Annotated in this window: 11 protein-coding genes; 8 read left to right on the top strand and 3 right to left on the bottom strand. The window is 56.1% G+C overall.

The genetic code is table 11. The features are described 5' to 3' along the window. Positions 1-12: 12 nt before the first annotated feature. A complete protein-coding gene (locus tag Q31a_RS04405; protein WP_197356192.1) occupies positions 13-1,872 on the bottom strand; it encodes an arylsulfatase in 1,860 nt (619 codons plus the stop codon). Between the two features lie 107 nt (positions 1,873-1,979). Here Q31a_RS04405 and Q31a_RS04400 point away from each other — a divergent pair, with 107 nt between their 5' ends. Continuing rightward, the gene (locus Q31a_RS04400) at positions 1,980-2,819 is read left to right on the top strand and encodes an FkbM family methyltransferase (RefSeq protein ID WP_145074557.1); all 840 of its coding nucleotides are present in this window, start codon (positions 1,980-1,982) and stop codon (positions 2,817-2,819) included. Between the two features lie 227 nt (positions 2,820-3,046). Here the strand turns inward: Q31a_RS04400 and Q31a_RS04395 are convergent, their stop codons facing one another. Further along, the gene (locus Q31a_RS04395) at positions 3,047-3,868 is read right to left on the bottom strand and encodes a hypothetical protein (RefSeq protein ID WP_145074554.1); all 822 of its coding nucleotides are present in this window, start codon (positions 3,866-3,868) and stop codon (positions 3,047-3,049) included. A 506-nt stretch (positions 3,869-4,374) separates the two neighbouring features. Between Q31a_RS04395 and tpiA the strand changes: the two genes are divergently transcribed. From tpiA to Q31a_RS04365, 6 genes are all read left to right on the top strand, one after another. Next, positions 4,375-5,130, top strand: coding sequence for a triose-phosphate isomerase (gene tpiA, locus Q31a_RS04390; protein WP_145074550.1), 756 nt, complete (start codon positions 4,375-4,377; stop codon positions 5,128-5,130). 72 nt (positions 5,131-5,202) lie between these two features. After that, positions 5,203-5,679: a preprotein translocase subunit SecG gene (secG, locus tag Q31a_RS04385; RefSeq protein WP_145074547.1), complete on the top strand. Its 477-nt coding sequence runs from the start codon at positions 5,203-5,205 to the stop codon at positions 5,677-5,679. A 91-nt stretch (positions 5,680-5,770) separates the two neighbouring features. Then, positions 5,771-6,652 (top strand): YicC/YloC family endoribonuclease, encoded by an 882-nt coding sequence (locus Q31a_RS04380; protein ID WP_145074544.1) that lies wholly within the window; start codon positions 5,771-5,773, stop codon positions 6,650-6,652. A 4-nt stretch (positions 6,653-6,656) separates the two neighbouring features. After that, complete coding sequence (gene gmk / locus Q31a_RS04375) at positions 6,657-7,235, top strand: guanylate kinase (protein WP_145074541.1); 579 nt, start codon at positions 6,657-6,659, stop codon at positions 7,233-7,235. A 4-nt stretch (positions 7,236-7,239) separates the two neighbouring features. After that, the gene (locus Q31a_RS04370) at positions 7,240-7,500 is read left to right on the top strand and encodes a DNA-directed RNA polymerase subunit omega (protein ID WP_145074538.1); all 261 of its coding nucleotides are present in this window, start codon (positions 7,240-7,242) and stop codon (positions 7,498-7,500) included. Beyond that, positions 7,497-8,036, top strand: coding sequence for a flavoprotein (locus Q31a_RS04365; RefSeq protein WP_145074535.1), 540 nt, complete (start codon positions 7,497-7,499; stop codon positions 8,034-8,036). Before Q31a_RS04370 ends, Q31a_RS04365 begins: the two co-directional genes overlap by 4 nt. 33 nt (positions 8,037-8,069) lie before the next feature. Here the strand turns inward: Q31a_RS04365 and Q31a_RS04360 are convergent, their stop codons facing one another. Then, positions 8,070-9,932: a surface lipoprotein assembly modifier gene (locus Q31a_RS04360; protein ID WP_197356191.1), complete on the bottom strand. Its 1,863-nt coding sequence runs from the start codon at positions 9,930-9,932 to the stop codon at positions 8,070-8,072. 251 nt (positions 9,933-10,183) lie between these two features. Here Q31a_RS04360 and Q31a_RS04355 point away from each other — a divergent pair, with 251 nt between their 5' ends. Beyond that, a complete protein-coding gene (locus Q31a_RS04355) occupies positions 10,184-14,314 on the top strand; it encodes a beta strand repeat-containing protein (protein WP_145074530.1) in 4,131 nt (1,376 codons plus the stop codon). Positions 14,315-14,518 lie beyond the last annotated feature (204 nt).

Here is a 14,518-nt window from a genome sequence, read left to right as displayed (position 1 = left end):
AACGGGACCAGCCTACTCAGCAACACGCCGGAACATGAACAACCGCATCTCCAAATTGGTCTTGGCTCCACCGTGCGATGCGGAGAGTGTGAGCTCACCGGTTCCGGCGGGGATTTCCAGGACTCCCAGATTCAGCGGCTTAAATTCCTTGACGAAGGATTCCGATCCACGATCGGCCCGGTCATTTTCAAGGCCGGTCGCAGGTGGATCATTGGCTTCGTCTACTTGCTTGGTGATGCACACATCGCCCAGGCAGAGTTGAATTTCAGCCCCCACATCGGCCGGGGGACAGGCATAGTACATCTCGACTTCGAAACGCCCACCCTTCAGCACATCCACCGACCAAGTCATCGAATCCTCGGGCGCGTTCCAATTCGTAAAATAGGAGCAGTTGGGTGCACGGGCCGAACGCATCACATTGCCATGGGGCTGCCCATCCCGAGCGGGCAATTGCGTGACGGGGAAATCGGGATGCCCGATGGGGAAGGGCCGGGTATCATCTTTCAGGCCTGGCAATAGCTCTCCCGACCATTGCTTGACTTCATTCTTCAATCGCTCGGTCAATTCAGGATGCTCCGTCGCGACATCCACCGTTTGCTCGGGGTCGGAGTGCATGTCGTAGAGCCTTCCCTGATGGTCAAGCCGATACTGTTGCGTCCGCACGCTAACGCGTCGATTCCAATGGGAAAAGATGAGCCGATCGTCTGGCACTGCCTCTTCCCGCAAAAGGCTCTCTTTCAGGCTGACGCCATCGAGCGGGTGGCCACCTTGAACAGGCACTTCAGCGAGGTCGGTAAGTGTAGGGAGCAGGTCAATGGCACCGGCGATCTGTCGGATTTCCTTTCCTGCAGGAATTTTTTCGGGCCAGCGAATGAACATGGGGGATCGGACACCGCCTTCATCCGTGGAGCCCTTGCGTCCACGCATTCCGCCATTCCAGCGATAATTATTCGGCCCATTGTCACAAAAGAAGACAACGATCGTATTGTCCGCGATTTTCAGTTGATCGACTCTGTCCAGCAACCGTCCGACATTCAAGTCAATGCACTCGACCATGGCCAACGCGGCCCGCGTAAAATTGAGGTCATTGGCGTCTTTCTCTGCCCCTTTCCGCTCGAGCGTCTGGTCCTGGTGCGACTCCCAAAACGCATCGGGAACTTGCATGGGCGAATGGGGCGTGGGCATGGGGAGATAGAGGAAGAAGGGCTGGTCGGCCGACTGCTCGATGAAGTCGATCGCGTGATCGGTAAAATCATCCACGATGTAACCTTCGCCACGTACCAGCTCCCCGTTGTGCTCCAGCATGGGAGAAAAATAGTTGCCCCAGTGTCCCGAGCAGTAGCCGTAAAATTCATCGAACCCACGACCACGAGGGTGGTAGGGATACTGCATTCCGTTGTGCCATTTTCCAAAAGCGGCCGTCCGGTAGCCAGCTGCTTGAAAATGCTGCGCCAGCGTGCGTTCGTCGAGGTCCAAACGCTCGCCACCTTTAGAGGTATCATGGACGCCGCCGCGTGGATGGTAGCGACCGGTAAGAAATTCTGCGCGGGTGGGCGAGCAAACGGGGCAAACGTAGAAGCGATCGAAACGGCTTCCCTGCTGGGCCAAGTGGTCGATATTGGGTGTCGAAAGATTGGTGTTCCCGTGGAAACTCAAATCTCCCCAACCTTGATCATCGGTCAGAATGACGATCACGTTGGGTCGGTTCTCTGCCGCTTGCGCATTAGCGACTGCGGGACCATAGCTCGCACAAACTAGATAGAATAGTCCAACCAAAATGGACTTCAACAGACGGCGTTGCACGCCTGTCACGGCAAAGGCTTCAAGCCATATTGGCTGCCCCTCACGATGCTTGGGAGTTGCGGTTGTCACGCTAGATTTCCTCATCACTGGATAGTTCAAAGGAACCATCCTAGCCTCGCGCGACGTTCAATTCCAGCTACACGAACTTCCTTTCCTCTCGCTAAAACCCCACAACCATGGCTTCACCGACACCGCGCACTTACCGACTTGCCAACGGAAAGCAGATTGTCTGTGATTCGACCGCCAACGCCAAACTGCTGGACGACGAGATCTTCCAGCGGAAGTTATACGCCGAGCATGGCATTGTATTGAACAACGGCGATTGCATCTTCGATGTGGGAGCCAACATTGGTTGCTTCCTATTGATGCTGAATGAGTGCTTGGGCGATGCCCGAGTATTTTGCTTTGAGCCCTTGCCCGATACATTCGGTCTCCTGAAGCAAAACTCTCAACATCACAACCATCTAACCACTCAGCTCTTCAACTGCGGACTTTCGTCACAAGTGGGTGTGGCCCGCTTCACCTACTTCCCGCTTTCCAGCGTCAACTCAACCATGCATCCGCGCGATGCGCGCGAATTCCACCGAGAGTCGCGAGAATTCATCCTGGAAGAGATCAGCCAGTGTCGAGCTGTGCTGAAAAGAGCCGTGCGTTCGACTCCTGGCTGGATATGGTTCCCCATCACAGAATCGATTCGCCGCTACTATCAGCGCAGCGAGCTGATTGAATGCCAATTGCAGACATTGGCGAACATCATCGACGAGTACGGAGTCGAGAGAATTGATCTGCTGAAGATCGACACCGAGGGAGCTGAACAAAGCATTCTGGCTGGCTTGCGAGAGTCGGATTGGCCGATCATCCAGCAAGTTGTGGTCGAAGTTCACGACGGGCCAGCGGGGGGTACCGCGGTCACGGACCTGCTGGAGAGCCACGGCTTTAGGACCTCCACGGGCAAACCGCAGGACCAAATTGATCGCTTGAGCATGGTCTATGCCACCCGCTCAACCACGGCCTAGCGTGGTTTGCGAATGAGGTTGGCGGGCAAGCTTTAGCTTCGCGCCCACTCCATGCCCATCATCACACAGGCCACCAGCATGAAGAGAGCTGAGGCAATCAACATCACCGTGTAGACGTTGTAAACATGCTTGGGTTGGTTTCCGGTACTCATATGATCTGGCTCGATAGGATGCTGGCAAAACGAATGGAGTCCACTGTGAACTGTTGCTGGAACAACAGTTGCGGCTTAGTACAGCTTGGAATCGACTCGATCCCCTTCGCGAATATAGCCGCGTTGGTAGCCAGTCAGGATTTCTGCGACCGACTTGTTGTCGCGCACGGTTCGCACCTTCAACTTGCCCAGGTACTGGCCACCGCGATGCACGTCGAGGGTAAACCCTTCACGCATGCCATCGTCGCGTCCCAGGGAAACCTCAACCATTCCGCTGGTATCCACCGCCAGAACTTGGCCGTTGACCGCTGGTGGTCCATCGAGCAGCGTATCGGGTTTGATTCCTAGGATATCCAGGTTTTCCTTGGCTGCGGTGAAGTCGTTGAGCAGTTGATCGCGTCGTGCAAGCAGCGTTTCATAGTTGCCTTGCAAGCGATTGTACTGATCCTTGGTGGAGACAAGTCGGTCGAACAGTTGATTCTTGTTCTGTGTCTCATCGACATTCTGCTTTCGCAACAACTCGTTGTCATCGGTCTTGGATTTGAGCTCTAGCTGCGTTGTCTTCTCGGTTTGCACCAACTCGGTGTGAGCAGCCAGCAAATCGGCATAGCTAGTCGCCTGCATTTCTAGCTCTGTCTTGGCTTGCTCCAATTGAGTTTGCAAGGCCGCCAAAGCTGAACGACGCGCCATCTGCTCAATCGCCAGTAGCGACTTGGTTTCATCTAGTAGAGCGGCCAACTGCGTATTTTTGTTTTGAGCGGTGGTGGCTCGCTTGTTCGCAGCATCTGCAATCTCTTTCTGATTCAGGTGCGATGCATTCACGGCGACCGCCAGCGCAAAGAAGATGACGCTCAAAACGGCGATGATGGCAGTGAAAACTTTTCCCAGCAGTGTCATGCGACATTACCTCAAATCAAGCACGCCCAGCGACCGGTGGAGGCAGTCGAGAGCCTTGGCAGTATAGAAAAGGTGGATGGAATAGTGGTGCCTGGCATTGGACATCGATTTAGGAATCGGGGTATTGCCAGCCGGATCAGATCTTGAAGTTTCGATCGGTCCCCGAAAAACGTCGGGACACGCTCATTTCGACGCTCCAACGCCTTTCACCGCAAGTAGCAATATAGTTGCTGGCGATTTCGACTGTCAACGAATTCTGAGAAAATAGGTTCTTTGGGTCGCTAAGTTAATTCCTAAAGGTCCGATTCTTGCGGCAAAGGCCGGTAGAACCACCCCATTTCAGCTCACAGGCAGCCCCCAGTGGCTAGGGAGTTGAACTTTACCCGGACATTGGCATTCCACCTCCCCAAAACGCCTCGACGTTTTTTGGTGTGGTCAGTACACTACGAGGTTTTCTACATTTTAGGAACTCCGCGGCTCGACCGCCGCCAACCTGGAGCCATGTTTTGAGAAAGCCCTTTATTGCTGGCAATTGGAAGATGAACCTGTCGCGAGACACAAGTATCGCCTTGGTTCATGGTTTGCTGGATTTATTGCCGACTGGTGACCAAGTTGACGTGGCCGTCTGCCCTCCAGCGGTTTACCTGCATGATGTGGGCGCCGCACTGCGGGGCAGCCACCTAATGCTTGGGGCCCAGAACATGCACCATGCTGCCGAGGGGGCTTTCACCGGTGAAACCAGCGGAGCCATGCTGACAGACCTGGGCTGCCGCTGCGTAATTCTCGGTCACAGTGAGCGACGCCAGCTGTTCGGCGAAACCGATGCCTGCGTCAATACCAAGCTCCTAGCTGCCATCAGCCACCAGCTGATTCCCATCGTGTGCGTGGGCGAAACCCTCGAAGAACGCGAAGGTGGGACGACCGAACAGGTCATCGCCACCCAAATTCGCGGCTCGTTGGCCGGTCTAACCGCCGAACAAGCCAGCACGCTGGTCATCGCCTATGAGCCGGTGTGGGCTATTGGTACCGGCAAAACCGCTTCGCCCGCCCAAGCCGAAGCGGTTCACGCCCAGATTCGCACTCTCCTGAACGAACTCTTCGGAAGTTCCGTCGGAGAAACCCTGCGAATTCAATACGGTGGCAGTGTCAAACCGGATAACGCTGCCGAATTGCTCAGCCAACCCAATATCGACGGTGCTTTGGTTGGCGGTGCCGCATTAAAGGCAGAGAGCTTTGCCGCCATCGTCAAGGCTGCAACCTAATTCTACGCTTCACCGCGCAGAGCCCACTTCAAACAGCTCAATCGACCCAAGTTCACTTTAGGAATAACGGACATGCTCCTTGCAGCACTGGCACAGTACTTTTTTGGTATTACGATCTTCGTATCTTCGCTTTTCTTGGTCATGCTAGTGCTTGTTCAACGCGGTCGTGGCGGTGGACTGACCGGCGCCTTGGGTGGCCCAGGGGGCCAAAGCGCTTTTGGTACCAAGGCGGGTGACTTGTTCACACGCATCACGATTGGCGTAGCCGTTGTTTGGATTTCGCTCTGCGTTGGAGCCGTTTACTTCCTGAAGGATCGTGCGCTACCGAGCACCGGATTGAACGATTCCGAAGTCATCAACAGCTCCGACTTAGGCAGCACACCTCCTGCTGCCGGAGGTGCAACTGAGCCTCCTCCAGTGTCGGGAAGTACGCCACCACCTGCAGCGGAAACTCCCGAAGTTGAAACGGCGGCCCCTGCAGCGAGCACCACCTCCGAATCGCAGCCAGCCGACGGCGAAGCGGCCCCAGAAACACCTGCCCAGCCCTAGTGGCTGACGACTGGCGGTCTGCCAGCACGATTTCGGGCTTTCCTTTCGCGCATTCTTGATTTTTTTCGGCGATACGACTTTGCTACTCAGCATGACAGGACAAGGACAGGGGCGCATCCAATGCGGCTCGACCGATATTGCCGTAGAAGTCCGCGCGGTCAACAACCGCCATTTGAAGCTCAGCCTACGCACGAGTGATGGGCTGGGAGTTCTCGAGCCCCAAATCGAAGCGGTAGTGCGTGGTGCGTTGCGGCGCGGTTCTCTGCAGCTGAATGTGCAGGCCACTGGCGGTGCATTGCAGAGCGACTATCGCTTACAGGCTTCCGTGATCGAGGGCTATTGGAACCAGTGCCAGGAAATCGGCCAACGTTTGAACATTGCTCAGACGGTCACCTGGGGAGATCTACTGGCGTTGCCTGGGACCGTGATCGATCCACGCGGCCAGGGCGAACGCAAAGCTCCCTCCGAAGAATTGGCCCGGGCCACCTTGGCAGCGGTCCAACAAGCACTAGATTCCCTCAATGCCATGCGGCTCGCCGAGGGGGAGTCGATGGGCGTGGAGCTCTCACGGCAACTGGAGAATTTGCGTGCGATCGTCAACCTCATCGAAGAGCGAGCCCCTCAAGTAGTGGCAGAGTATCGCACGCGTTTGACCACGAAATTAACGGCCGCTCTGGCGGAAATCGATGGGCACCTGCCGGAAGGCGATGTAGTACGCGAAGTGCTGTTGATGGCAGACAAAGCTGATATTCGTGAAGAGATTGTGCGCCTCCGCAGCCACTTTTCCCAGTTTGAACAATTGCTGGGTGCCGCTGAAAGCCCGGGACGTAAGCTAGACTTCCTTATTCAAGAACTTTTTCGAGAGACCAATACGATTGGCTCCAAAGCCAACGACGCTGATGTGGCGCAGCGAGTCGTCGACATGAAGACAACGATTGAACAAATGCGCGAATTGGTGCAGAACGTGGAGTAGCCCAGTGGCTAAAGCAGGGCATCTAATTATCGTATCAGGGCCTTCGGGAGCTGGAAAAAGCACCGTGGTTCGCGAGCTCCTGAGCCGCTGCAAGCTGCCCTTAGAAATGAGCATCTCGGCCACGACGCGCTCGCCGCGAGTTGGCGAAACGGACGGGCGTGACTACCATTTTGTAGCCCATGCGGAATTCCACCGCATGCGTGAAGCTGGACAATTCCTGGAATGCAAAGAGGTGTTTGGCCGGGGGGACTGGTACGGAACGTTAGCCCGACCAGTGGATGCCGCCCTGGCGAGTGGAAAATGGATGATCTTGGAGATCGATGTTCAAGGTGCTTTGAGCGTGATGGAGCAACGCCCTGAAGCGCTCAGTTTTTTCATCCATCCTGGATCGATGGAAGCCCTGGCGGAAAGGCTCCGTCGACGTGGGACCGATGACGAATCCGCCATCTGCCGGCGACTGGAGGTCGCCACAGAGGAGTTAGCCGCTTTGCCCAAGTACAAATACGAGATTGTCAATCACAGCGTTGAACAATCGGTGACCGAGATCTGTCAGACCTTACACAACCAATCTCCCTCGGAGTAAATAGATGCTTGAAGAACTAAAAGAAGAAGAAATCGTCAATAAGGTCGGTGGACGCTTCAAGTTGTCGACGTTGATTCAAAAGCGTTTGGTGCAGATCAACCGAGGCAGTCGGCCACTCGTCGACAATCCTTCTGAAAACAAGATGGAAGTGGTGCTTCAGGAGATCCTGCAAGACAAGATCTACCTCAGCGCTGCTGGCGAATTGGCGGTCGCCGACCTGCATGACGAAGGGGACCTCTTGGACATGGATAGCCTCGAGCTATGACCAACCGCCGCATTGTCGTCGGAGTGGGTGGTGGCATCGCGGCCTACAAGGCTGCGGTGCTGGTCAGCCGCCTCGTCCAAAGTGGGCACACCGTGGATGTCGTGTTGACAGCCGGTGCAGCTCACTTTGTCGGCCCGGCTACATTTTCGGCACTTTGTGGACACCCTCCGGTAAGCGATACCTACGACCCACGCTTTCCGCTGGGACCACATATCGAATTGGCCGAGACGGCCGATTTGTTCATCGTGGCGCCTGCAACGGCCCGCATTCTTGCGAGCTGCGCGTTGGGGTTGGCCGATGACCTGTTGGCCACTCTCTTTCTCGCACGGACCTGCCCCGTGTTGATGGCTCCCGCCATGAGCAGCCCCATGTGGGAGCAACCCGCCGTCCGCCGCAATGTGGCCCAGCTGACCAGTGATGGCGTGCACTTTGTCGGCCCTAACTCCGGCTGGCTGAGCTGCCGTAAGCTGGGAGCCGGTCGACTGGCCGAGCCCGAAGCCATTCTCGCCGCCGCAACGCCTCTCCTTGCGCAGTGACGCCTCCCCTAGTGCTCAACCGCCGCGCGAGCCTCAGGGCAGTCCGCCAAAGTTCCACTGCAGGCCTAGACCAAAGATGTCCCGATCGTAGCTGCTCGATTCAATATCGGATTCATTTAAGTCGTATGCGTATTCGGCGACCCAATAGAGCTTTTCCGTTTGAAAGGCCGGCCGAAGATAGCTGACGCTGACAAGCAACTCTCGGTCCTGCCGAAAGCTTCCAGTGCTCGTCTGAGGATTGTCGTAGTTGCGGAAATTGTACTGCAAACTCAGGAATGCAAACGACTCGTCTTCGAACTGCTGCGATCCCCCCACGATCGCCCGATGACCGCGATAGTCGAAATCGCTACCCTGCGCCACATTTCGATTGTAACCGTAGCCCAACTGCCAAACCTGGCCCGCATCAACGCGAGACCACTGCCGAATGAAGGAAGCTTCATAGTTCGAGGAATCGGGATCGACAGATGAACCATCCACCCCGGGCAATTGATTGACGAAGTCGACTCGTGAATAGCGAAACTGCCCAGTGATCGAGGTGTCGTCACTGTCTTGAACTGCGATGCTCGTACTGCTACCGAAGCGTTGCAGGAAGTTCACCCCACCCGCGAATATGCCACCAGCATCGACAAAGTAGGCTAGGGTGCAGGGCAGATGAGTGTAGGGAGTCAGACTGCGGCGGCGGAATGAGAGAAAGCCCGATTGGTCACTCACGTTAAAATCCGAAGCAAGGCCGAGATAGTTTTGCGTGAAGAGTCCGTTGTAGCCTGCCGTTACGGTCGATTGATAACTACGCCATAAATCGTAGTTGACGTTGGCCGTCTCGAGCGCCCCAAACGACTCTACATTTAAAGTGGAAACACCAATAATGTTCGTCGTCGGTACGATACCGGTATTGTCGTCATAGCGCTGAACCACTTTAAAAAGTCCGTACAGCCGAGTCGGATCGGTCAACGCTTGCTGGAGCTCGCGATGGCTCTCCCAAGCCGATTCACGCATCTCATCCGATGCAGCAGACTGGTGTACCCCTAAGAAAATCCCATCCGCTGCGCTGAGTTGCCCCAGTTGAGCCCAGGCGGTGGCGTACGCCAGCCGCTGTTGCCAAAACATTTCAGTCGAAGAATTGGCACCGTTTTGCAGTACGCCCCGAGCCGTGAGCGGCTGCTGATTCCGCAGGTAGGCGATGCCCAACATCAGGTGGCCATCAGCCAATCCGGAATCCCTGCGTAGTGCATGTTGGAACGCTAAGATGGCTCGCTGGGGTTCTTCCAATTCAAGCAAGACCTTGCCATACAACATGACGACCTGTGCATCACCATCAAAATAAACTAACCGTTGCCCCAGGAACAAAGCCGCTTCACGGACTTGCTTCTGTTCAACGTAAAGCGAGGCCAAGGCAATCGTCGCACCGCGGTGATTGGATTCTAGCTGCAACATCTCTAACAAATGCTGCTCGGCCTTCCGGTAGTCCTTAGCTTTTAGTGCCTGGACCGCTTGATTCTCCAATTGCTCCAGTTGCGAAAGCGGAGGACCAGCTCGTTGTGGCACTTGCCCTGGCGGAAGGGGAATGTAGGCCGGAGCATCCGATTCGGCGTACCTCGAGTTTGTCAGTTCATCGAGTGAACGGTACAGCTGTGTGGAGGGTTGCGTAGGCTCAAACAGCGGCCGGCTAATCCCCGCACGCTCGAACTCTTGCATGACATTGTCATATTGCGATTCCCCCGTACTAATCCCGTCACTGCGTGGCACACCTGCCAGAGGTGGCGGGAGAGGCGTCCCGGCGACTAGGAAGGTAGCTGCCGCTGGAATTCCAAACTCAGCTTGCTGAACCTGGGCCAGACTGGACTGGGTAACCCCACCGCACAGAACAATCAATACAATCGATACAGAGGTGCGCATTGCGAACCATACCCCACTGCAAATTCTGGAGAAAACTAATGGGGAACTGTATGGGGCGGCCTGCATCAGTTTTACGGCATGCAGCAGTTCTGCTGTTGAAATCGGTTCCTCTCCCCCCCTGAAACCACCAAAAACAGAAATCCAACACCCTCACAAGGCAGTTGCGACATAGCCTTGTAACGGTTGGGTTGACTTATCGGAGCGAGACTGGGGCAAGTCTGCTCAGTCAGCCCTCATCTTGGGGCAGGGCAATGAATATTCGAATTGGATGGTGGAGTAGCTTCGTACTTGTAGGGATCATTTTTCTGGCGGAACACGGAGCGCTCGCGCAGCCTCCACAGCTCGACCCGCCACTGTCGCCAGGGGAAACACTCTACGAGGGACGGCTCGTTTCCTACGCCAATGAAACCGTACTGCTAGAACAAGTGATAGCCACGCAAGTTGGAGCCCCACTCCAACCTGTCGCCGGTGTTCGCTCTTTTGAGGTGGTTGAGACTGCCGAACTCCTCATTAATGGCCGTCCATTGAGCGAAATTGACGACTTGAAGGCAATTCCCGCTGGTGGAAAAGTCCAAGTCTGGGAGGCGATCGATGCCAAGGGGGAAATAACCACGCGCGTCCAAGGCTGGACCACCGATGCCATCGAAAAACAAGTCCGCGAGAAATTGGCGCATACCGAGAAAAGCGCCAGCCAAGCAGCAACGAGCAAGGGCTCCAGTGGTAGTGATCTTGGTAGCACCGATGCGACGCCCCAGCCTTCTGGGACCGCAGGCAACTCCGAACCAGAACTTGGCAGCAGCGGGGGCAACGGAGCATCGGTCGACAATACGACTAGAGTTGAAACAACGGCAGACCGAAAGAGTTCGACCGCGAACAACTCGACCGCTCAACCGGCACAAACTCAGCCCTCTTCAACCGCTGAGCGGGCCGACGAGTCGCAATTGCAGAACTCCGCCCAAACGAGAACGACACGAGGAGCGACCACCGAGAGCTCAAGGACTCAGGAGCCAGCTTCGCAGAGTAGCCAAACTCTCCCCCCCAGCGTTCAAACCAATGGCTCCAGTGCTCCCCCAACGTCCAGATCGGCGCAGGGGGAGACGGCTTCATTAGGCAATCTTGAGAATACCAATCCTCCCAGCAACGCAAGCACCCGACAGTCTCGCCCCTCGATCTCAACCGATCAGGCAGACCAACCCGCCGAAGCGGCCAGTAGCGGAACGACCACCGACGGCCAGTCGGCGGATCTCTCCCCAGGCGCCAGCACACGGTCGGCTAGCCTCAGCGAAACCTCCGATGACAGAGTGGAGCCAGGACAAAACGTGAGGTCACAACCATCGTTTGCTCAACCTAGCGAAGAGGAGGTGAGCTCAAATCCGCCTGCATCGATTCCGCCAAGCAGCCCCCCTTCAACGAATGGCCCCAGCGAACGGCAGCAGCAAACAACGGTAGCCCCACCCGCGACGGCAAACTCCTTTACCGGAGCTCCCTTAGCACAACGCAACAGCGGAGGAACGACACAGACGCTCCAACCCTCCAATGACGACGGTAGTAGCAGTACCCCTCCGGGCTCCTCGCCAATAGCTTCCACTGTCTCGGATCAAGGTACATCTCCCTCAGCAGCCAGCGCCGGCACCTCGAACAACACACCTCCTCCCTCTACAAACACCGAAACAAGCCCTTCTACCTCAGCGTCTCTAAGCGTCCGCTCCACTTCGCAGCCAACCGGTATTGTCAACCGGTATACGCAAGCTGCAATGGAAGGAACTCCTCCTCTCGTTAGTTCGAATACCTTTCAGCCTCGCCAAATGGTCCAAGACATCACAGGCGTTGGTACCAGACTCCAGGCATCGACCAATCGATATACTCAATCGACCAATCCGCTGGTCGCGGTGAACGGTGGACTTAGCGGATCGGGAAACAATCAACCCACCGGCCAAATCGCCAACGTCAATCTTGGCGGTCAAGAATCCGCGAATCGAAGTGACACCGACATCAATCCGCTGATCGCGGTGAACGGTGGACTCAGCGGGTCGGGAAACAATCAACCCACCGGCCAAGTCGCCAACGTCAATCTTGGCGGTCAAGACTCCGCGAATCGAAGCGACACCGACATCAATCCGCTGGTCGCAGTGAACGGTGGACTCAGCGGATCGGGAAACAATCAACCCACCGGTCAAATCGCCAACGTCAATCTTGGCGGTCAAGAATCCGCGAATCGAAGCGACACCGACATCAATCCGCTGGTCGCGGTAAACGGTGGACTCAGCGGATCGGGAAACAATCAACCCACCGGTCAAATCGCCAACGTCAATCTTGGCGGTCAAGACTCCGCGAATCGAAGTGACACCGACATCAATCCGCTGATCGCGGTGAACGGTGGACTCAGCGGGTCCGGAAACAATCAACCCACCGGCCAAGTCGCCAACGTCAATCTAGGCGGTCAAGAATCCGCGAATCGAAGCGATACCGACATCAATCCGCTGATCGCGATGAACGGTGGACTCAGCGGGTCCGGAAACAATCAACCCACCGGCCAAATCGCCAACGTCAATCTTGGCGGTCAAGAATCCGCGAATCGAAGCGACACCGACATCAATCCGCTGGTCGTGGTGAACGGTGGACTCAGCGGGTCCGGAAATAATCAACCCACCGGTCGAATCGCCAACGTCAATCTTGGCGGTCAAGACTCCGCGAATCGAAGCGACACCGACATCAATCCGCTGGTCGCGGTGAACGGTGGACTCAGCGGATCGGGAAACAATCAACCCACCGGCCGAATCGCCAACGTCAACCTTGGCGGTCAAGACTCCGCGAATCGAAGCGACACCGACATCAATCCGCTGGTCGCAGTGAACGGTGGACTCAGCGGATCGGGAAACAATCAACCCACCGGTCGAATCGCAAATATCAACGCCTCCTCACAGAACTCTGGCAACCTGGTCGACTCCAACGCCTCGAGTCTGTTGTCGATCAATGTCTCCCCGCAACTACGTGGAGCAGTCCACGAAGCCTTCGCAAGACCAATGACGGCAGAGGCGATGCAAGACACCTTCGCACCACTTAACCCGCCTGCCAAAGTATTGGAAAATTTTCCAGCCAAGATTGCAGGCCACACGTTTGTCTCTGGCTATTGGGACTATGACCACGCGCAGAATGATTTCACCTGGATCACCGGTGTACTGCGGAAAGCTCCCGAAGGCATGAGCTGGAAAGCCCCCGAGTGGATTGCAGTAGGCGACCAATTTGCAAGAACGCCAGGTTACTGGAAACCAACAGGGCAGGTTCGCAGCGTAGTACAGAGCTCCAAGAGAGAGATCCTAATCCCTGCAACCAGTTTTCGCAGCTTGGGAAAAACGATTGAAATTCCAAGCTACGTGGATCACATGCTCGAAGGGCGTGGCATCCTGTTTGCCCCGGTCCGTTTCCCCCAATCAGAGATGAGCCAACTGCAGCCACTGCATCTCCAAACCTTTGAGCCATTGCAAATCCAAAACATACTGTTGCACCTCTTTGTCGATCAGAACAGCAACCAGTTCTTCTTCGGAGACTATTATGGCTCGACCGGAAAAAGCCTAGGCCTCCAACAATGGTGTTTGACAGAAACCGCCGGCAGGACACTGTTGGGGCAGTATCAGAAAATCCACCAAAGCCTAGGAACAAACTTTGTACAACGCCTGGCGGGCTGGGCTCAGTTCTGCGAGCAGAACCCTTCGCAGCGGCCTCCCCATGACCTGCTAACCGCGATGCAGCTTATCAACAGCCCGGCAGGCAATGCAGTTGTCCAAACGGCTTTATTGTCACACACCGTTGTTGAACAGGCGCATGCACTGCTTCAAACCGCAGGTAACGGCACCGGTCTGAAGGGACGGGCAACGAGCACCCTGAATCATGCAACGCCAGGACAAGTAAGCGAACAACTCCTGAGCCAAAACGCCCTTTCCAATATCGGACTATCCGGTGTAGGAGCAGGTGGGCAGCAGCCACAGCGATTGATCAGCAAGGTTGAAGGTGGCGTTTCTCAACTGGGATCAACACTGTCTAGCACCTTACCCCTTGGCTCCGGCCTCTCCAATGTAGGGGGAGGATTGTCGGGAGTGACAGGCGGACTCAGTGGCGGCCTAGGGGGAGTCACCTCCGGCCTCAGTGGTGGACTCAGCGGCGGGTTGAGCGGCGGGTTGGGTGGCGGGTTGGGTGGCGGGTTGGGTGGCGGGTTGGGTGGCGGACTGGGTGGCGGACTGGGTGGCGGACTGGGCGGCGGTCTGGGTGGCGGTCTGGGCGGTGGGCTCAGTGGAGGCACGGCAGGCCTCGGAAGTGGCCTCGGAAGTGGCCTTGGTGGAGCCGTAGGGGGTGTCTTGTCGGGCCTTTCCGGTGGCTCGAAGTAGCCCCTTTACGCGCAGTCCAAGATTGCAGGTGTTTACGCGAAACAGGCCTCCCCAACCAATCCCTGATCGCGTCCAGGGTAGCCATCTTCATCCCTTGGCTATCCTGAGTACAATGTGAGGCATTCCACATGCCATTGAATGCATGCATTGAAAACCAGATCTCTATTGGGCTAGCTTCCGAACACAAGGCGTGGTTCGTAGCCA

Source organism: Aureliella helgolandensis (genome assembly GCF_007752135.1).
GTDB lineage: Bacteria > Planctomycetota > Planctomycetia > Pirellulales > Pirellulaceae > Aureliella > Aureliella helgolandensis.
Note: the sequence above shows the minus strand (reverse complement) of the source record. Positions and strands in the feature narration are given on the sequence as shown.